We start from the raw sequence: 18,672 nt of genomic DNA, 5'->3' as shown, positions 1-18,672 counted from the left end.
GCCCGGTTACATTCCGAACCCGGAAGCTAAGCCTTTCAGCGCCGATGGTACTGCAGGGGGGACCCTGTGGGAGAGTAGGACGCCGCCGAACAATTATTGAGCCCCGGCTCCCGAGTTTAATCACTCGGGAGCCGGGGCTTTTTTGCGTACCATCGCGGTATGAGCAGCTACACCATACGTGCGTCCCGTCCCGACGAATGGCGTGCCCAGCGGGCCCTGCGGCTCGAGGCACTCAAGGACCCCGCTGCCGGCGTGGCCTTCGTCAACACCCATGACACCGAGGCCGCGTTCGACGACGCGGTGTGGCTGGAGCGGGCGCGCACGCAGTCGTTCATCGCGGAGGACGAGGCCGGGGAACGCGTCGCCAATGTGGCCGTACTCGTGGAGACGGGCGAGGAGTTCGCCGTCCCGCAGACGCACCTGGTGGGTGTGTACGTGCGGCCGGAGTTCCGGGGCGGCGGACTGGCCGCGGAGTTGCTCGGTGCGGCGATCGCGTGGTCGTGGGAGCTCCCGGAGCAGGTGCGGCGTGTACGACTGTGGGTGCACGAGGACAACAACCGCGCGCAGGCGTTCTACAAGCGTCTCGGCTTCGTCAGGACGGGGAGGACGATGGCGTTCCCGCTGGACGAGTCGCAGACCGAGTACGAGATGGAGCTCGAGCGGCCGTAGTCGGTGCGCTAGGGCAACCGCACTGCGTCCGGGACCTCTTCGAGGAGGGCGGGGGGCTGGGTGCCGAGGACGAGGCGGGTGTCGGCGCGGTGCCAGAGCGGGGCGCGCCAGTGGTCGCGGGCCTGTTCGGGGGAGCGCAGCACAGCGAGGGTGGGGAGCCCCGCGGAGGTGCCGGTGGCCAGGAGATCGGGGAGCTCCGGGATCGGGGCGAGGGCGGCGATGTCGTCCAGCACCAGGGTCATTGGTGGGTCGAGCCGACCGGCGGGTGACCCTGCGGCCATGCGCCGGCCGTGCTCGACCACGCTGGAGACGAGTGCGGTCAGCAACGGCATCGCACCCGGGTGGGTTCGCGGGTCCTCGTTGGGCTCGCCCACCACATAGAGCGTGCCCAGATCCTTGAGGAATGACTCCAGCTCGAGGCCGTCGGCGCGTCCCGGATTGCAGGCGTCCCGGATGTGGACGGAGTTGAGGGACTCCAGGGCGCGGTGGACGAGGGCCTGGGCGGCGTCGCGGCGGTGTGCGTGGGCGTGGAGGACGGACTCGAGCTCGCCGCTCCAGCCGGAGGCGGCCCGGGGATGCGTGCGCAGGATGCGGACGGCGTCCTGGCCGGAGGAGCCGCCCGCCCAGCGGTGCACCTGGCGGAAGGGCTGGCCGTCGACGGCGGCGGCGTGCAGCCAGCAGCGCAGCAGGGTCTCGGCGGCGTCGAACATCGCGGCGTCGACCGCGGCGCGCGGCCGCACCGGGAACAGCAGGGCGCGGGCGCGGGTCACGGCGGTGGGGACGTCCTCGCAGCCCGAGTGCGGGGCCCAGCGGAGCCGGGCCGGGGTGTCGACGAGGTGGGCCGGGTCGTAGACGTGGACCGGGCCGAGCTTGGCGCGGTTGCCGACGGTCTGGTGGAAGGTGTCCGGGTCGGCGGTCGTGACGAGGACGGGGCCGGCCGCGTTGAGGACGGCCGGCTGGACGAGGCGCTTGCCCTTGTCGCTGCGGAGGGCGGCGAAGGCGGCGCAGGTGCGGGTGAGTTCGCGGTCGGCGGTGGCGGAGGGGCCGGCGGGACCGGGCGTGGGGGCGGTGTCGGGCGCCGGCGGCGTGGCGGCCGGGCCCACCGGTACGGGTTCCGGCTCGGGGGCGGCCGTCTCCGGGGCCTCCACGGGCCGCTGCGGGGCCTGCGGGCCCCGGACCGGGGTCGCTGCCTCCTCGGCCGCCTCCGCGGCCTTCAGGGCGGCCGTACGGCGTGCCGTGCGCCGTGCCGCGCGGCGCAGCCGGGTACGGGCGATGGCGCCCATCACGAAGACCGTGAGGACGAAGAGCACCATCAACTGTCCGATGAACACGCCCCAGAACAGCCCGGAGCCGGGCAGCCCCTCCGGCGGGGCGGGCCGCCAGGCCCCGGCGATGTCGTGGGGCTCGGCGATGAGGTGGCGCATGGCGACGGGGGTGCGCGTGAAGTGCACCTCGGCGGGCCACGCCCCGTGGGAGACGAGGCCCGCCACCCCGGTGCCCGTCCACACCAGGATCGTCATCCCGAGCAGGAAGCCCATGACGCCGAGGATCAGCCCGTCGGGGATCCCGCCTTCGCTCCCCTGTCCGTGGTGCTGCGCTCTCGCCATGGTCAGGTCCCCGTTCAGGCCACCGCGTCGTCGGCCATGTGCTTGTCGAGGGAGACCCGGGACTCGTCGAAGCCACCCGTCCCGTCGTCCTCGTCGGCCGAAGCCTCGGTCATGGCGCGGTCGGTGTAGACCAGCGGCCGTTCGGTCTCGGTGATGAGGTGCTTGACGACCTGCACGTTGCCGTTGACGTCCCAGACGGCGATGCCGGGGGTGAGGGTGGGGATGATCTCCACCGCCCACCGGGGCAGGCCCAGCACCCGGCCGGTGGCGCGCGCCTCGTCCGCCTTCTGGGCGTAGATGGTGCGCGTGGAGGCCATCTTGAGGATCGCCGCGGCCTCCTTGGCGGCGGCGCCGTCCACCACGTCGGAGAGGTGGTGGACGACGGCGACGAAGGACAGGCCGAGCCGGCGGCCGAACTTCAGCAGCCGCTGGAAGAGCTGCGCGACGAACGGGCTGTTGATGATGTGCCAGGCCTCCTCGACCAGGAAGATGCGTTTCTTCCGGTCGGGGCGGATCCAGGTGTGCTCCAGCCAGACGCCGACGATCGCCATGAGGATCGGCATGGCGATGGAGTTGCGGTCGATGTGGGACAGGTCGAAGACGATCAGCGGGGCGTCGAGGTCGATGCCGGCCGTCGTGGGGCCGTCGAACATGCCGCGCAGGTCGCCGTCGACGAGCCGGTCCAGGACGAGGGCCACGTCCAGGCCCCAGGCGCGGACGTCCTCCAGGTCGACGTTCATCGACTCGGCGGAGTCGGCCATGGGGTGCCGCAGCCGGTCCACGATGTCGGTGAGGATCGGCTGCCGGTCGGTGACCGTGTCGTGGACGTAGGCGTGGGCGACCTTCAGCGCGAAGCCGGAGCGCTCGTCCAGGCCGCGGCCCATGGCGACCTCGATGATCGTGCGGAGCAGCGCGAGCTGGCCCGTGGTGGTGATCGCCGGGTCGAGCGGGTTGAGCTTGATGCCCCCGTCGAGGGCCGCCATCGGGTCCAGGCGGATGGGAGTTATTCCGAGCGCCTTGGCGATGAGGTTCCACTCGCCGACGCCGTCCTCGCCCTGGGCGTCCAGGACGACGACCTGGCGGTCGCGGAAGCGCAGCTGCCGCAGGACGTAGGTCTTCTCCAGGGCCGACTTGCCGTTGCCGGACTCGCCGAGGACCAGCCAGTGGGGGGCCGGGAGTTGCTGCCCGTACAGCTGGAAGGGGTCGTAGATGTAGCCCTTGCCGGAGTAGACCTCGCGGCCGATGATCACGCCGGAGTCGCCCAGGCCGGGGGCGGCGGTCGGCATGTAGACGGCCTGGGCCTGGCCCGTGGAGGTGCGGACGGGGAGTCGGGTGGTCTCCACCTTGCCGAAGAGGAAGCTGGTGAAGGCGTCGGTGATCGCTGCGAGGGGGTCCAGCATGGCCATGGGTGGAGCGCCTCCTCGGCGTCAGCGGTCGTCGCGCCTGGGGCGCAGGCTCCGGCGTGGCATCGTTGTCCCTGTCGTCCTTCCCATTAGCGCCGTCCCTGGAGACGGGGCGTCAAGTGCGCACAGGCGCATGGTGCTACCTCCCGGCCCCTCAGCGGCGGATGCCGGTCGCGAACGGGAGCGTGTTGACGAACGCCCGGTGGTGCTCCCGGTCGCACCACTCCAGCTTGAGGTACGACTTGCCCGCCGAGGCGCGGATCGTGCGCTTGTCGCGGGCCAGCGCCTCCGGGGACCGGGAGGAGACCGTGATGTAGCCGACCAGGTTCACGCCCGCCGCGCCGGAGGCGAGGTCCTCGCCGCGCTGGTCGATGCGGGTGTGGTGGGCGATGTCGCGGGGGTCCACGACCCGGTTCATCTTCGCGGCGCGGCTGGCTTCGGCGTCGTCGTTGGTCTTCTCGGTGAGCATGCGCTCGATGGCGACGTCGGTCGGCTCGAGGTCCATGCAGACCGCGACGGTGCGGATCACGTCCGGGGTGTGGACCAGCAGCGGAGCGAGGAAGTTGACGCCGACGGGGGTCAGCGGCCACTCCTTGACCCAGGCCGTGGAGTGGTTCCAGGGGGCGCGGGTGGCCGACTCGCGGGTCTTGGCCTGGAGGTAGGTGGGCTCGGTGGCGTCCAGTTCGGCCGGCCAGGCGTTGCGGCGGGTCATCGCCTGGATGTGGTCGATCGGGTGGTCCGGGTCGTACATGGAGTGGATGAGCGACGCCAGCCGCGCCTGGCCGAGCGGCTGCCGGACCCGGATGTCGGCCTCGGTGAGGCGGGCGCAGATGTCGGTCAGCTCGCGGGCCATGACGGCCGCGATGCCCGCGTCCTTGTCCAGGGACTTGCGGCCGCCGCCGGCGGCGCGGGCGATGGCGTTGCCCTCGGCGGCGAGCTCGCGGCTGTAGTGCATGCACGCGACGAGGTAGGCGCGGTGCTGCTCGGACGAGGTCGACACCATCGACTGCAGCTGGTCGTAGGAGTCCTTGAGCCACTGCTCGGCCCGCTCGTCGCCACGCTGGGTGACGTCCTTGGCGTGGGCGTCGGGGTCCGCGGGCAGGGTGCGGGCGAGCATCTGCAGCCGGGTGACGAAGCCGTCCCCGTTGGCGACGTGCTTGAGGAGCGTGCCGAAGCGCTCGACCAGCGCCTCCTGGTCCTCGCTGTCGCGCAGGCCGACGCCAGGGCCCTCGATCTCGATGGCGGCGGTCACGGTGCGCCGGTCGACGTGCAGCAGCACGGCGATCTCGTCCGGGCCGAACGGCGCCGACAGCCAGGTGATGCGGCCGATGCCGGGCGGCGGGCCGATCTCCACCTCGCGGCCGTCGAGCCGGGTGCCGGCCTCCGCGGCGGAGGATCGGTAGGCCCCGGCGGAGCGCAGCGTACGGCGGTAGCTGCGGTTGATCTCGAACCAGCGGTAGAAGGTGCGGCGCCGGTACGGCATGTAGACGGCGGCGAAGGCGAGCAGCGGCCAGCCCGTCAGGCCCAGGATGCGCAGCGGCAGCACGGGGATCAGCAGGCCGCACATCATGCCGAGGAACGCGCCGACGATGATCAGCGCGATCTCGCCGGTCTCGCGGTTCTTGCCGACGATGGCGTTGGGACGGGCCTTGCCGATCAGGTACGTGCGGCGCTGCTGCGGTGCGGCGTAGGGCTGGGACGTCACCGGCTTTCGCCTCCTGCTGTCTTGCTGCTGGGTCCGCCGCCGTTGCCGCGGTCAGGGTTCGTGCGCGGCGCGGGGGCCGGTGCCGGGGCGGTGCCGGTGCGACTGCTGTGCGCGGCGATGCCGCTGGGCACGGCGTTCGCGGGCTGGGCACCGCCGCCCGAGGCCTGCTCCTGGGGGCCGCCGCGGGTGCTGTGCGTCTTGATGCCCTGCTTGACCAGCGCGGCCGGGGAGGAGATGACGGCGGCGGCCTGGGACTCGGCGCTCGCCTTGCGGTTGCTGCGCAGGCTCGCCACGTCGTCGCCGAAGCCGGGGACGAAGCGGTAGATCATCGCGCTGGCGAAGATGGCCAGCAGGATGATGGCCAGGCCCGACACGACGGCGCCGAACGCGGTGGGCCCGTCGGAGCCGCTGAGCGCGCCCGCGAGGCCCAGCACGACCACGATCACCGGCTTGACCAGGATCACCGCGATCATGATCCCGGCCCAACGGCGCACGTGGTGCCACATGTTCTTGTCGACCAGGCCCGAGTAGACGGCGGTGCCGAGCAGCGCGCCGACGTACAGCAGGGCGGCGCGGATGACGAGTTCGAGCCACAGGACGCCGGCGGCGAGCACGGACACCAGGGAGACGACGATCAGCATGATCGGGCCGCCGCCGATGTCGGAGTCCTTGGTCAGCGCGTCCTGGAACGAGCCGAAGAAGGTGTCGGTGTCGGCGGCCGTGCCCGACGCGATGACCTCTGTGATGCCGTCGGTCGCCGACACGACGGTGTAGAGGATCAGCGGCGTGAAGGCGGAGGCGATCACGGTGAGCCAGAGGAAGCCGATCGCCTCGGTCAGGGCCTCCGTCAGCGGCACCCCGCGTACGGCGCGCTTGGCGACGGCCAGCAGCCACAGGAGGAGCGTGAGGAAGGTGGAGGCGGCGAAGACGACGGCGTACTGGGTGAGGAACGCCTTGTTGGTGAAGTCCACGGCGGCGGTCTTGTTGACGGCCTTGGAGAGGCCGTCGATGACCCAGGAGGCGGCGTCGGCGCAGCCGCGCGCGAGTGAGTCCAGGGGGTCGAGCGGGTCCGCGACGCTGGGGGTGTTCTTGGACCCGGAGCCGCCCTCGCAGTAGTCGCGTGCCTGTCCCACGATCAGGTCGCACGCGTTGTTGCTGCCGCTGGGGCTGGGTGTGGGGCTGGGGGCGGCGACCGCGCGTGAGGCGGCGAGGGCCAGGGTCGTCTGGGCGGCCGCGAAGACGGCGGTCAGGGACAGCGCGCGGCGCCGGTGGCTACCTGGCATACGTGAACCCTCCGTAACCCTGTACCGCGTTGGCGATCTCGTCGGCGGCGGCCGCACGGTTGTCGCCGTTCACGGGCGCGGGGCCCTCCTGCTGGCTGGACCTCTCGATTCTCCAGTCCCCGTCAACCCAGACGAGTTGCTCGGTGATGGTGAACCACGTCTGGCTCACGGGCTTCGTCGAGCCCTCGCCGGCCAGGCCGACGAGGCCGGTGCTCCACACCTCGACGGTCGCGGCGTCCCTGGAGAAGTCCGTCACACGGGTGCCGACGGGGACCGTGCGGGAGACGAAGGTGTAGCCCTCCGGCACGCTTCCGTCCTCGTTGAGCCCCACGTTGGCGAGGAAACCGGGAGAGTAGGCGCGGTCCAGGTCGCCCTGCAGGCGGTCGGTGACCTCGGGGGCGTGGATCGCCGCGACGATCGTGTGACGCCGGGCCTCGTCGAACATGCCGTCGGAGCCGAGCGCGACGGCGTAGTTCGCGGCGGCGGACTGCGCGCCCTGGTCGGTGCGGGCGAACCCCGTAGGGATGCCTGCGTTCTTGCCGTCCACCGGCTTCGTGCCGGTGGGCGATGTGGGCTGGCTGCGGGCGCCGTTGGAGGTGCCGGCGTCCTGGCCGCCGCTGCCGGCGGAGCCGGACGGGGAGCCGCCGCCGCGGTTGGCGAAGGCGATGGCGGCGATGAGGAGCACGACGACGCCGACGACCGTGACGAGGTTGCGGCTGGAGCGCTGCGGACGGCGGGAGGGCCCGCCCGTGCCGGGTGGGGGCTCCGGGAGACGGGTACGGGTCGGGGGGCCGTCCTGGCCGAGGCTCATCGGGGGCTCGCCCCCTCGGGGGTCATCGGGTGAGTGGGCATCAGCAGACAGCCTCGGGTGGGGTGCGGGGCCGGGACGGGCCCCTCGGGGACAGTGCGCGGGGGATGGTGCGGAGTCCGACGCGTGGTCGCTAGACCGCCATCCCGTAGACGATGGTGAAGAGCGTGCCGAGGGAGCCGATGATGAACACGCCGGTCAGGCCGGCGATGATCAGCCCCTTGCCCTGCTCCGCACTGAAGGTGTCGCGGAGCGCCGTCGCTCCGATGCGCTGTTTCGCCGCGCCCCAGATCGCGATGGCCAGGCAGAGCAGGATCGCCACTGCCATGACCACCTCGATCATGACGCGTGCTTCGTTCCCCAGGGAACCGAAAGGCCCCCAGTCCGGGGCGATTCCACCGATGATGGTGTTGATATCGCCCTTCTCGGCCGCCAGGAACATGAGAACTCACCACCACGCTAGATCAGTTGACGTCCTCGCCGGGGCGCAAGGAGCCAAGGTCTATCTTGGCGGAGGATGCCGCCGACGTATGTCGACTCAGCGACTTTCTCAGCCGATTCCCCCGTGTGATCCGGGCCGCAACCGTCAGACTGGACACACTGGCGTGCGATCCGGTGTTCGATGAGACATTGTTGACTACTCTGTGTATCACGGTGGTGAGCGGAGGGCAACGATTGGCGGCGCTGAGGGTGGGGATGCTCCCCAGGGCCTGGCGCACCGTCACCTTCCGTGCCGGGCAGGGTGAAGCGACGAAGGGGTGGGGCGGGTGACGGCGGCTTCGCGGACCGCGCGGAAGGCCTGGCTGGTGTCGGGGGTCGTGGGTGGCCTGTTCATGTCGTTCGTCATGCTGCTCGTCGTCGGCACGTACCTGGTCGCGGCGAAGCTGACGGGCGGCGGCGGCGCGGTGACGCTCGCCAGGGGGGCGGTGCCGTCGGCGTACCAGGACCTGGTGCAGAAGTGGGGGAACCTCTGCGACGCCATCGACCCGGCGTTGCTGGCGGCCCAGCTGTACCAGGAGAGCGGCTGGAACCCGCGGGCGCAGAGCCCGGCGCAGGCGCAGGGGATAGCGCAGTTCATCCCCGGCACGTGGGCGACGCACGGCGTGGACGGCGACGGGGACGGGGACCGCGACGTGTGGGACCCGGCGGACGCGATCCCCTCGGCGGCCTCGTACGACTGCGAGCTGGCCCGCTACGTCAAGGACGTCCCCGGGGACCCGACCGAGAACATGCTCGCCGCCTACAACGCCGGCGCGTACCGGGTCATCCGGTCCGGCGGGGTGCCGAGGATCCGGGAGACGCAGAACTACGTCCGGATCATCACGACGCTGCAGAAGAGCTTCGCGGCCCCGGTGGGCCCGGTCGGGCCGTCGCGGCAGGCGGCGGGCGCGATCTACTACGCCCAGGAGAAGCTGGGCACGCCGTACTTGTGGGGCGGCAACGGCACGCCGGAGCACGACGGCCGCTTCGACTGCTCGGGCCTGACGAAGGCGGCGTACCACTCGGTGGGCATCGAACTGCCGCGCGTGGCCAACGACCAGTGGAACGCCGGAGCGCACCCGAAGCGGGACGAGCTGCTCCCGGGCGACCTGGTCTTCTTCGCGTACGACCTGACCGACCCGCGGTCCATCCACCACGTGGGGATCTACGTCGGCGGCGGCTACATGATCAACGCTCCCTACACGGGCGCGGTGATCCGCTTCGACAAGATCGACACCCCGGACTACATCGGGGCGACGCGGGTGACGGCGGCGGGCGCGGCGGCGGTGTGACCGCCGCGCGCCCGCCGCGGCGTCGCCCTGGGGGAACACCGGGTCCCGGCATGCGGGAACGTGTCTCCCTTCGATAACGCCTTGGTGATCATCCGGTGGAGACCGGAACGCGACGTACCGTGCCGCCCGTTGGACGGGGGAGAATCGACTCCCACGCGGACGTGCACGGGGGTGCGGCGGAAGACAGTTAGGGGACACCGGTGGCAGAGCTCTCGCTGGACGGCTCGAACCCCGACGTCAGCCTGCTCCGCGACATCAACGGGCTCGCCAAGGATGCCCCGCGCTGGTTCGACCGTGTGATGGAGGCCGTCGGCGAGTACGGCCTGATCGTGCTCATGGTGCTGATCGCCGGCTGGTGCTGGTGGCGCGTGGCCCGCCGCAGCGGCGCCGAGGCGCCGACGGCCGTGGCGGGCGTGATCTGGTCCGGGCTGGCGGCGGCGATCGCGCTGGTGCTCAACGTGCCGCTGCGCAACTTCGTGGACCGGCCCCGGCCCTTCGTCGAGCACAAGGGCATCGACGTCCTGGTGAAGGGGAAGACCGACTTCTCCTTCGTCAGCGACCACGCCACCTTGACGATGGCCGTCGCGATGGGCCTGTTCATGGTCAGCCGCAAGTGGGGCCTGGCGGCCGTCGCGGTGGCGCTGGCCGAGGGTTTCTGCCGGGTCTACATGGGCGTGCACTACCCGACCGACGTGCTGGGCGGCTTCGCCCTCGGCACGGCCGTGGCGCTGCTGCTCGCCCCGGCGGCGCTGGCCCTGCTGACCCCGCTGGCCAAGGCCGTGGCCGATTCCCGGCTGGGCGTGCTCGTGCAGGCGCCGGGCCGGCCGGAGGCACGCCGCGGCGAGCCCTACCCGGAGCCGTCGGCGGTCGGGAAGGACCTGGCCGCCTGACGGCTCCGCCGGCGTGCGGACGGCTCAGAGCGCCTGCTGGAAGCTGAACAGCCGCGAGGGGTCGTAGCGCGCCTTCAGGCGGGTCAGCTTGTCGGCGGCCGAGCCGTAGTAGGCGGAGCGCCAGTCGCTCAGCGTGGCGTCGGTGTAGTTCTGGTACGCCGCGCCGGAGGCGTGGCGGCGCATGGCGGCGTGGAGTCCGGAGAGCCAGTTCGTCGTGCCGGGGGACTCTATGTACTGGGCCAGGAAGCGCGAGCGCCGGTGCACGAAGGCGGTGGCCGTGGGCGCGACGCGGTTGACGGCGCCGCCGAGCGCGGTGAGCGAGACGCTGCCGGAGCCGGAGCGGAGCCCCTCCACCTGGGACAGGAGGGTCTGGATGCCCGCGGCGGACAGCGAGCGGTCGTAGAAGTCGGAGCGCGCCGCGTACGTCTCCCGCCCGAGGCGGCCGGAGGGGCTGCGGCCCGGGGTGGTGCCGGGCAGGTGGCACTGGGCGGTGCTCAGGTTCGAGCAGCCCGCGTAGGCGAGGGCCGCGTCGAGGTAGCTGCGCGGGTGCAGGGAGACGCTGGTCGCGGAGGCGCCGATGGTGTCGGCGAGCCGGTCGACGGCGTTCGCGAGTCCGTCGCGCGAGGTGATGCCCACGGTGGCGATGCTGATCTGCGGGGAGCCGGTGCCCGACTTGTCCAGGTGGAGCGCGGACCAGATCTCGTCGGGCTGGTCGGGCCCCCATTCCTGCCAGGCGCGCAGGACGGCGGCCGCCTTGCTCCAGGGCCAGCTCAGGTAGCCGGTGACGACCTGGGGCGAGGCCTGCGTGTCGAACGTCAGCTTGGTGACGACGCCGAACTGGCCGCCACCCGCGCCGCGCAGCGCCCAGAACAGCTCCGGGTTCTCGTCGGCGCTGCAGCGCAGCACCCGGCCGCCCGCCGTGACGATCTCGGCGCCGGTGAGGCTGTCGCAGGTCAGTCCGTACGCGCGGCTGAGCACGCCGTGGCCGCCGCCGAGGGTGAGGCCGGATATGCCGACCGTCGGGCAGGAGCCGGCCGGCAGGGTGCGCCCGCTCGCCCCGAGCCGGGTGTAGACGTCGATGAGCTTCGCGCCGGCCCCGACGGTCGCCGTCCCGCCGGACAGGCCCACCGAGGACATCGAGGAGACGTCGAGGACGAGCCGGCCCTTGCCGCCGGAGTAGCCGGCGTACGAGTGCCCGCCGTTGCGGACCGAGACGGGGACGCCGGTACGGCCCGCGAAGTCCAGGCACTCGCGGACGTCCTCGGTACCGGAGACGTACGCCACGGCGGCCGGGCGCTGTCCGTCGAAGCGGGTGTTGTACAGCAGGCGGGCGGTGGCGTAGTCCGCGTCGTCGGGCATGACGAGGCGGCCGTCCAGGGCGCCGCCGAGGGCCTTCCAGTCCGGGCGGGCGGTCGGCGAGGCGCTGGGCGGGGCGGCGCCTGCGGACGTCGCGGGGGTGCCGGGGGTGCCGGGGGCGGGGCTGTTCGCGTGCGCGGGGCGGCCGCCGTCAGGGGTGCAGGCTGCGGTCAGCCAGCCCGCCGCGGCGATGCCTGCGCCGCCGCGGATCAAAGTTCGTCGGTTCAAGGTGGGGCCTCCCGCTCCGCTTCCCCCGTGTGGTCGTCCGTGAGGACGGTGGGGAACAGGTGACCGGTTGCGGAGGAGGGATGTGACGTCCGCCGGGGACGTCCGCCGGGAAGGCGGCGGTCAGTCCCGCTCGTGCTCGGTGGCGTCGCGTCGGGCGCGGTCGCGGGCGCGGCGGGCCGGGCCCCGCCAGCCGCAGACGCAGGTCGCGTGGGAGAAGGCGCCCTTCTCCGTGGTGCCGGCCCGGTGCTCGGGCGCGGGCGGGTCGCTGGGAGGCACGGAACAAAGCTACCGGCCGTGACGCGGTGCCCTGACCCTCGTTATGCCCGACGACGTCCGAGGCGCGGCAAATGGTGCAGGGGGTTGGCGGAGATGGGGCAGCTCGGCCGGGCGACCGCGGCAGCCGTGGGTCTCGGGTTGTGCGTGCTGGCGGTGGCGGGGTGCTCGGCCCGCGGGCAGGCCGCCGAGGTGGACAGCCTCCCGGGCGACCCCGGGGAGACGCTGCGGCAGGCGGTGGACTCGCTGGCCGCCGGGGGCACCTCGAAGGTCGTCACGTCGATGGAGATGGCCAGCGGCGGCACGAAGATCGCCATCACGGGGACCGGGGTCTTCGACTACGCCGAGCGGCGCGGCAGGCTCCAGGTCGTCCTCCCGCCGGACGCGGCCGGTGACGCGGAGCACGAACCGGTCACGGAGCTGCTGACGCCCGGCGCCCTCTACATGAAGAACCGCGGCGAGGGCGTGCCCGCCGACAAGTGGGTGCGGGTCGACACGACCCGGCTGCCGGACGGCAACCTCGTCACGGGCGGCGCGACCGACCCCCTGGTGGCCGCGGAGCTGCTGCGGGCGGCGCGGGAGGTGCGGCGGACCGGGACGGAGACCCTGGACGGGGTGCGGGTGCGCCACTACCGGGGGGTCACGGACATCGCGGACGCCGCTCGGCTCGCCTCCCCGCTGGTACGGGCCGAGCTCGTGGCCGCGGCGGAGGGCTTCACCGTGACCCGGGTGCCGTTCGACGCCTGGCTCGACGAGGAGGGCCGGCTGCGCAAGGTGCGGCAGCGCTTCACCTTCAGCAACGGGGCGGGCGCCGGCGCACGCAGCGCGCCGACCCAGGTCACGGTGGTCTCGACCACTGGGATGTATGGTTTCGGGGCGCCGGTGCGGGTCACCCTGCCCCGCGGGACCGACATCTACACGGGGAAGATCGTTTCTGCGACCGGCCCCTGAGGCTTGCCGAAATGGCCCGTCCGTGTCATGCACGGACCGTGCACCGGTCCCTACGCTGGGCGGGGAGGAGGTGGTGCACGTGGCGGTGTGGCTCCTGGACCAGGACGACCAGGTCCACGTGGCCCTCGCGGAGATCGAGCTGTGCTGCGAGCTGATGATCGCGGCGTCGGCGACGACCGAGGAACGGCTGAGTCCCGAGCGCATCGACGAGGTGCTGAACGTGGGCCCCCGCGTGCCCGCGCAGGGGACCAGGCAGTCGGCGGGGGCCGGCCGCTAGCTCCGGAGCAGCCGGGCTATGGCGGCGGTGGCCTCCGCCACCTTGTCGTCGGCCTCCGGTCCGCCCTTCGCCGCGGCGTCCGCGACGCAGTGCCGCAGGTGCTCCTCCAGCAACTGGAGAGCGAAGGACTGAAGAGCCTTCGTACCGGCCGACACCTGGGTGAGGATGTCGATGCAGTACACGTCCTGCTCCACCATGCGCTGCAGACCGCGGATCTGCCCCTCGATGCGGCGCAGCCGCTTGAGGTGCTGGTCCTTCTGCTTGGCGTAGCCGTGCTGGTGCGCCTCGTGCCCGTGCGCCTCGTGCCCGCGCTCCGGGGAGCTGTCCCCGGCGGTGTCGGCGTGCCCGGCGGCGTCCGCCGGCGACTGCGCCTGCTCCTCGGCGCCACCGGTCTCGGTGACCGTCATGATGTCCCTCCTGCCCCCTATACCCCGGCCGGGTATATCGTACCGAATTCGCCCCCATGTGCGAGGGTGCGCGGAGAACCCCTGCTGGGGCGGACCCTCGCCGATGAGCGACACTGTAGGACGCCGGTTAGCTGTGGCCGGATGATGCGCCTAGCATCAATGCGACCGAAACCGATGTATTCCGAGGACTTCACGTGCGCTTTCGTCTGACCCCCAGGGAGACGAGCTTCTACGACATGTTCGCCGCATCCGCGGACAACATCGTCACAGGGTCGAAGCTCCTCATGGAACTGCTCGGGGCCGATTCGGCCACCCGCTCGGAGATCGCCGAAAGGATGCGTGCCGCGGAGCACGCGGGCGACGACGCGACGCACGCGATCTTCCACCAGCTGAACTCCTCCTTCATCACGCCCTTCGACCGTGAGGACATCTACTCGCTGGCCTCGTCCCTCGACGACATCATGGACTTCATGGAGGAGGCCGTCGACCTGGTCGTGCTGTACCAGGTCGAGGAGCTGCCCCGGGGGGTGGAGCAGCAGATCGAGGTGCTGGCCCGGGCGGCCGAGCTGACCGCCGAGGCGATGCCGCACCTGCGCACCATGGACAACCTCACCGAGTACTGGATCGAGGTCAACCGGCTGGAGAACCAGGCGGACCAGATCCACCGCAAGCTGCTGGCCCACCTCTTCAACGGCAAGTACGACGCCATCGAGGTGCTGAAGCTGAAACAGATCGTGGACGTCCTGGAGGAGGCGGCGGACGCCTTCGAGCACGTGGCCAACACCGTGGAGACCATCGCGGTCAAGGAGTCCTGACCGCGGTGGAGACCTTCTCTCTGGTCGTGACCATCGCCGTCGCGCTCTTCTTCACGTACACCAACGGCTTCCACGACTCCGCGAACGCCATCGCCACCTCCGTGTCCACCAGGGCGCTGACCCCGCGGGCCGCGCTGGCGATGGCCGCGGTGATGAACCTCGCCGGCGCCTTCCTGGGCACCGGCATCGCCCACACCGTCAGCGAGGGCCTGATCGAGACGCCGCACGGGCAGACCGGCATGGCCATCCTCTTCGCCGGGCTGGTCGGGGCGATCGTCTGGAACCTGATCACCTGGTACTACGGCCTGCCCTCCTCCAGCAGCCACGCGCTGTTCGGCGGTCTGGTCGGCGCGGCGATGGCCGGCGGCACCGGGGTCATCTGGTCCGGGGTGGTGGACAAGGTCATCCTGCCGATGTTCCTCTCGCCGATCGTCGGCCTGGTCGTCGGCTACCTGGTGATGCTGGCCATCCTGTGGCTCTTCCGCAGGGCCAACCCCCACAAGGCCAAGCGGGGCTTCCGGATCGCGCAGACCGTGTCGGCCGCGGGCATGGCGCTCGGCCACGGCCTGCAGGACGCGCAGAAGACGATGGGCGTCGTGGTGCTCGCGCTGACCATCGCCGACGTCCAGGAGGAAGGCGACGGCATCCCGCTGTGGGTGAAGTTCGCCTGCGCCGCGATGCTCTCCCTCGGTACGTACGCGGGCGGCTGGCGCATCATGCGGACCCTCGGCCGCAAGATCATCGAGCTGGACCCGCCGCAGGGCTTCGCCGCGGAGACCACCGCGGCGTCGATCCTCTACACGACGGCCTACATCTTCAAGGCGCCGATCTCCACGACCCACGTCATCACCTCGGCGATCATGGGCGTGGGCGCGACGAAGCGGGTCAACGCGGTCCGCTGGGGCGTCGCCAAGAACATCGTGACCGGCTGGTTCATCACGATGCCGGCGGCGGCGCTGGTGGCCGCGCTGGTCTACGCGGTGGTGCACGCGGCCTTCGGCTGAACCGGGCGCACGGCCCGGAGCACACCGGGAGCGGTACGAGGAGGAGGCGGCGGCCGGGCACCGGCCGCCGCCTCCGGCCTTTCCCGGGCGCGACGCAAATGGGCCCGCCCCCCGAACGGGGAGCGGGCCCTTCGCCTTGCGGTGGCACCGCCATGCAGCACCGCAGGACGCTGTGGGCGGCTGCGGGACCGATCAGCCGAAGCGGCCGGAGATGTAGTCCTCGGTCGCCTGGACGGAGGGGTTGGAGAAGATCCGCTCCGTGTCGTCGATCTCGATGAGCTTGCCGGGCTGTCCGACCGCCGAGAGGTTGAAGAAGGCGGTGCGGTCGGAGACGCGCGCGGCCTGCTGCATGTTGTGGGTCACGATGACGATGGTGAAGCGTTCCTTGAGCTCGCCGATCAGGTCCTCGATGGCGAGGGTGGAGATCGGGTCGAGCGCGGAGCAGGGCTCGTCCATGAGCAGGACCTGGGGCTCGACCGCGATGGCGCGGGCGATGCACAGACGCTGCTGCTGACCGCCGGACAGGCCCGAACCGGGCTTGTTGAGGCGGTCCTTGACCTCGTTCCAGAGGTTGGCGCCGACCAGCGACTTCTCGACGATCGCGTCGAGGTCGCTCTTGCGCTTGACGCCGTTGAGCTTCAGGCCGGCCGCGACGTTGTCGTAGACCGACATGGTCGGGAACGGGTTGGGGCGCTGGAAGACCATGCCGACCGTGCGGCGCACGGAGACCGGGTCCACGCCCGCGCCGTACAGGTTCTCGTCGTCCAGCATCACCTTGCCCTCGACGCGGCCGCCGGGGGTGACCTCGTGCATGCGGTTCAGGGTGCGCAGGAAGGTGGACTTGCCGCAGCCGGAGGGGCCGATGAAGGCCGTCACCGTGCGCGGCTCGATGTTCATCGAGATGTCGTCGATCGCCTTGAAGCCGCCGTAGTAGGCGGACAGTCCGCTGACATCGATTCGCTTGGCCATGGTGGTGTTGCTCGCAATCCTTGGGTCGCTGATGTTGGCCGCGTCAGCGACCGGTCTTCGGGGCCTTCCAGCGCGCGATGCCGCGGGCCAGGAGGTTCAGGATCATGACGAAGGCGATCAGCACGAGTGCCGCCGCCCACGCCCGGTCGTAGCTGGCGTCGTTGCCGTTCTGGTACTGCTGGTAGATGTAGAACGGCAGCGAGGCCTGGGGGCCGTTGAACGGGTCGTTGTTGATCAGGTTGTTGCCGAAGACCAACAGCGCGATGGGGGCGCTCTCACCGGCGATGCGGGCGACCGCGAGCATGACGCCCGTGGTGATGCCGCCGATCGCGGTCGGGACGACCACCTTCACGATGGTGCGCCACTTGGGGACACCGAGCGCCAGCGAGGCCTCGCGCAGCTCGTTGGGGACGAGCTTGAGCATCTCCTCGGTGGAGCGGACGACCACCGGCATCATCAGGATGGCCAGGGCCATCGAGCCGGCGAAGCCCGAGGGGCCGAAGCCCAGCAGCAGGTTCCAGGTCGACAGGATGAACAGACCCGCGACGATCGACGGGATGCCCGTCATGACGTCGACGAAGAAGGTCACCGCCTGGGCGAGCCGGCCCTTGCCGTACTCGACCAGGTAGACGGCGGTCAGCATGCCGATCGGGGCCGCGATGACCGTCGCGATGCCGACCTGCTCCAGGGTGCCGATGATGGCGTGGTAGACGCCGCCGCCCTCACCGATGGTCAGCACGCCGTTCATGGAGTGCGACAGGAAGGCGCCGTCGAGGATCTTGACGCCCTTGCTGACCGTGGTCTGGATCAGCGAGTACAGCGGGAGCGCGGCGAGGACGAAGGACGCCCAGATCACGCTGGTGGCGACGCGGTCCTTGGCCTGGCGGCGGCCCTCGACCGCGGCGGCGATCGCGTAGGTGCCGAGGACGAACAGCAGGACGGCGATCAGGCCCCACTGGACCTTGCTGTCCAGGCCGCCGCCGAGGCCGATGCCGACGGCGAGCACGATCGCGCCGACCGCGATGCCCGCGGGGGCCCACTTGGGGAGCCGGCGCTGGGCCAGGGCGCGCTGCGGCACCACGGGGGCGGAGCGCTTGTCTGCGACTGCGTGGCTCATGCGTTGGCCCCCGAGTATTCCTTGCGCTTGGCGATGATCGCGCGGGCGGCGCCGTTGACGAGCAGCGTGATGACGAACAGCACCAGACCGGAGGCGATCAGGGCGTCACGGCCGAACTCGTTGGCCTCGCCGAACTTGGCGACGATGTTCTGGGAGAAGGTGCCGCCGACCGGGTCCAGGACGTGGATCGAGAGGATGGGCGCGGCGGACAGCACCGTGGCCACGGCCATCGTCTCGCCGAGGGCGCGGCCGAGACCGAGCATCGAGGCGCTGATGATGCCGGAGCGGGCGAAGGGGAGCACCGACATGCGGATGGTCTCCCAGCGGGTCGCGCCGAGGGCCAGGGCGGCCTCCTCGTGCATCCGCGGCACCTGCCGGAAGACCTCACGGCTGACGTTGGTGATGATCGGGAGGATCATGATCGCCAGCAGGATGCCGACGGTGAAGATCGAGCGGGCGGCGCCCTGCGGGTCTTCCTTCTCGAAGACGACGGTCCAGCCGAGGTAGTCGTCCAGCCACATGTTCAGGCCGGTCATGTGCGGGACCAGGAAGAGTGCGCCCCACAGGCCGTAGATGATGCTGGGCACCGCGGCGAGCAGGTCGACGATGTACGACAGCGGGGACGCGATGCGGCGCGGCGCGTAGTGCGAGATGAACAGCGCGATGCCGACCGCGATCGGGACCGCGATGGCCATCGCGATGATCGAGCTGACGATCGTGCCGTAGGCCAGCACCGCGATGCCGAAGACCGGCGGGTTGGCGTTGGCGTTCCACTCGAAGGTGGTCAGGAAGTTGCCGTGGTCCTTGGAGATCGCGTTGATCGCGCGGATCGTCAGGAAGACCGCGATCGACGCCATGATCACCAGCAGCAGGATGCCGGACCCTCGGGACAGCCCCGAGAAGACCTTGTCGCCGATGCGCGTGACGTTGGCCCCGGCGTGCCTCGCGGTCGTTGGCGGGGTGGGGTTCTGTGCAGTTATAGCCATCGGTTTCTACTCCGGTCTGGGTGGGGGATCGCTCCCCCGGCGGCGGTGCACCGGAAGTACGGCCGGCCCCGCCAACGACCGCGAGGCACGCCGGGGCCAACGTCACGCGCATCGGCGACAAGGTCTTCTCGGGGCTGTCCCGAGGGTCCGGC

Annotated in this window: 19 protein-coding genes and 1 rRNA gene; 8 read left to right on the top strand and 12 right to left on the bottom strand. The window is 71.3% G+C overall.

The annotated features are described in order from the left end of the window. Positions 1 to 91 (top strand): 5S ribosomal RNA (rrf, locus tag ABZ479_RS40405); the annotation flags it as partial. Between the two features lie 68 nt (positions 92 to 159). Next, positions 160 to 669 carry a GNAT family N-acetyltransferase gene (locus tag ABZ479_RS40400; RefSeq protein WP_500466239.1) on the top strand — a complete coding sequence of 170 codons (510 nt, stop codon included), beginning with the start codon at positions 160 to 162 and terminating at the stop codon, positions 667 to 669. A gap of 8 nt (positions 670 to 677) precedes the next feature. Here ABZ479_RS40400 and ABZ479_RS40395 read toward each other — a convergent pair whose 3' ends face one another. The 6 genes from ABZ479_RS40395 to ABZ479_RS40370 all read right to left on the bottom strand — a co-directional run bounded on the left by ABZ479_RS40395 (position 678) and on the right by ABZ479_RS40370 (position 7,917). Beyond that, complete coding sequence (locus ABZ479_RS40395; RefSeq protein WP_500466238.1) at positions 678 to 2,276, bottom strand: type IV secretory system conjugative DNA transfer family protein; 1,599 nt, start codon at positions 2,274 to 2,276, stop codon at positions 678 to 680. A 14-nt stretch (positions 2,277 to 2,290) separates the two neighbouring features. Continuing rightward, positions 2,291 to 3,676, bottom strand: a complete 1,386-nt coding sequence (locus ABZ479_RS40390) for an ATP-binding protein (protein WP_499609086.1) — start codon at positions 3,674 to 3,676, stop codon at positions 2,291 to 2,293. Positions 3,677 to 3,833: 157 nt separating this feature from the next. Further along, the gene (locus ABZ479_RS40385; RefSeq protein ID WP_500466237.1) at positions 3,834 to 5,384 is read right to left on the bottom strand and encodes an SCO6880 family protein; all 1,551 of its coding nucleotides are present in this window, start codon (positions 5,382 to 5,384) and stop codon (positions 3,834 to 3,836) included. After that, positions 5,381 to 6,667, bottom strand: coding sequence for a hypothetical protein (locus tag ABZ479_RS40380; RefSeq protein WP_500466236.1), 1,287 nt, complete (start codon positions 6,665 to 6,667; stop codon positions 5,381 to 5,383). Before ABZ479_RS40380 ends, ABZ479_RS40385 begins: the two co-directional genes overlap by 4 nt. After that, entirely contained in the window at positions 6,657 to 7,478 is an 822-nt protein-coding gene (locus tag ABZ479_RS40375; RefSeq protein ID WP_500466235.1) for a DUF8175 domain-containg protein, read from the bottom strand. The genes ABZ479_RS40380 and ABZ479_RS40375 overlap by 11 nt, the downstream gene beginning before the upstream one ends. Positions 7,479 to 7,608: 130 nt before the next feature. Continuing rightward, a complete protein-coding gene (locus tag ABZ479_RS40370) occupies positions 7,609 to 7,917 on the bottom strand; it encodes a DUF8827 family protein (protein ID WP_018559685.1) in 309 nt (102 codons plus the stop codon). Between the two features lie 391 nt (positions 7,918 to 8,308). Between ABZ479_RS40370 and ABZ479_RS40365 the strand changes: the two genes are divergently transcribed. Beyond that, on the top strand, positions 8,309 to 9,247 hold the full coding sequence (locus ABZ479_RS40365) for a C40 family peptidase (RefSeq protein WP_500466240.1): 939 nt from the start codon (positions 8,309 to 8,311) through the stop codon (positions 9,245 to 9,247). 200 nt (positions 9,248 to 9,447) lie between these two features. Beyond that, positions 9,448 to 10,137: a phosphatase PAP2 family protein gene (locus tag ABZ479_RS40360; protein WP_500466234.1), complete on the top strand. Its 690-nt coding sequence runs from the start codon at positions 9,448 to 9,450 to the stop codon at positions 10,135 to 10,137. A 24-nt stretch (positions 10,138 to 10,161) separates the two neighbouring features. Here ABZ479_RS40360 and ABZ479_RS40355 read toward each other — a convergent pair whose 3' ends face one another. Together ABZ479_RS40355 and ABZ479_RS40350 are read right to left on the bottom strand one after the other, a co-directional pair. Continuing rightward, positions 10,162 to 11,721, bottom strand: a complete 1,560-nt coding sequence (locus ABZ479_RS40355) for an FAD-binding oxidoreductase (RefSeq protein WP_500466233.1) — start codon at positions 11,719 to 11,721, stop codon at positions 10,162 to 10,164. A 120-nt stretch (positions 11,722 to 11,841) separates the two neighbouring features. Further along, positions 11,842 to 11,997, bottom strand: a complete 156-nt coding sequence (locus ABZ479_RS40350) for a hypothetical protein (RefSeq protein WP_500466232.1) — start codon at positions 11,995 to 11,997, stop codon at positions 11,842 to 11,844. A gap of 93 nt (positions 11,998 to 12,090) precedes the next feature. Here ABZ479_RS40350 and ABZ479_RS40345 point away from each other — a divergent pair, with 93 nt between their 5' ends. Further along, entirely contained in the window at positions 12,091 to 12,945 is an 855-nt protein-coding gene (locus ABZ479_RS40345; protein WP_500466231.1) for an SCO4651 family lipoprotein, read from the top strand. Positions 12,946 to 13,015: 70 nt separating this feature from the next. Next, positions 13,016 to 13,222 carry a hypothetical protein gene (locus tag ABZ479_RS40340; protein ID WP_500466230.1) on the top strand — a complete coding sequence of 69 codons (207 nt, stop codon included), beginning with the start codon at positions 13,016 to 13,018 and terminating at the stop codon, positions 13,220 to 13,222. Here ABZ479_RS40340 and ABZ479_RS40335 read toward each other — a convergent pair. Then, a complete protein-coding gene (locus ABZ479_RS40335) occupies positions 13,219 to 13,629 on the bottom strand; it encodes a metal-sensitive transcriptional regulator (protein WP_500466229.1) in 411 nt (136 codons plus the stop codon). The genes ABZ479_RS40340 and ABZ479_RS40335 overlap by 4 nt on opposite strands. 194 nt (positions 13,630 to 13,823) lie before the next feature. On the opposite strand from ABZ479_RS40335, the gene ABZ479_RS40330 reads away from it, so the two are divergent. After that, a complete protein-coding gene (locus tag ABZ479_RS40330) occupies positions 13,824 to 14,444 on the top strand; it encodes a DUF47 domain-containing protein (RefSeq protein WP_026251102.1) in 621 nt (206 codons plus the stop codon). A 5-nt stretch (positions 14,445 to 14,449) separates the two neighbouring features. After that, on the top strand, positions 14,450 to 15,448 hold the full coding sequence (locus ABZ479_RS40325; protein ID WP_500466228.1) for an inorganic phosphate transporter: 999 nt from the start codon (positions 14,450 to 14,452) through the stop codon (positions 15,446 to 15,448). 192 nt (positions 15,449 to 15,640) lie between these two features. Here the strand turns inward: ABZ479_RS40325 and pstB are convergent, their stop codons facing one another. From pstB to pstC, 3 genes are read right to left on the bottom strand one after another with little or no spacing between them, the layout of a single operon-like run. Next, positions 15,641 to 16,417 carry a phosphate ABC transporter ATP-binding protein PstB gene (gene pstB, locus ABZ479_RS40320; RefSeq protein ID WP_499608896.1) on the bottom strand — a complete coding sequence of 259 codons (777 nt, stop codon included), beginning with the start codon at positions 16,415 to 16,417 and terminating at the stop codon, positions 15,641 to 15,643. 43 nt (positions 16,418 to 16,460) lie between these two features. Further along, entirely contained in the window at positions 16,461 to 17,534 is a 1,074-nt protein-coding gene (gene pstA, locus ABZ479_RS40315) for a phosphate ABC transporter permease PstA (protein WP_500466227.1), read from the bottom strand. Then, a complete protein-coding gene (pstC, locus tag ABZ479_RS40310; RefSeq protein WP_499608900.1) occupies positions 17,531 to 18,520 on the bottom strand; it encodes a phosphate ABC transporter permease subunit PstC in 990 nt (329 codons plus the stop codon). The genes pstA and pstC overlap by 4 nt, the downstream gene beginning before the upstream one ends. Between the last annotated feature and the right edge of the window lie 152 nt (positions 18,521 to 18,672).

Origin of the sequence: Streptomyces sp. NPDC005722 (assembly GCF_040630935.1) — a bacterium.
GTDB lineage: Bacteria > Actinomycetota > Actinomycetes > Streptomycetales > Streptomycetaceae > Actinacidiphila.
The sequence above is the reverse complement of the archived record's forward strand: the minus strand, read 5'-3'. Positions and strand labels throughout refer to the sequence as shown.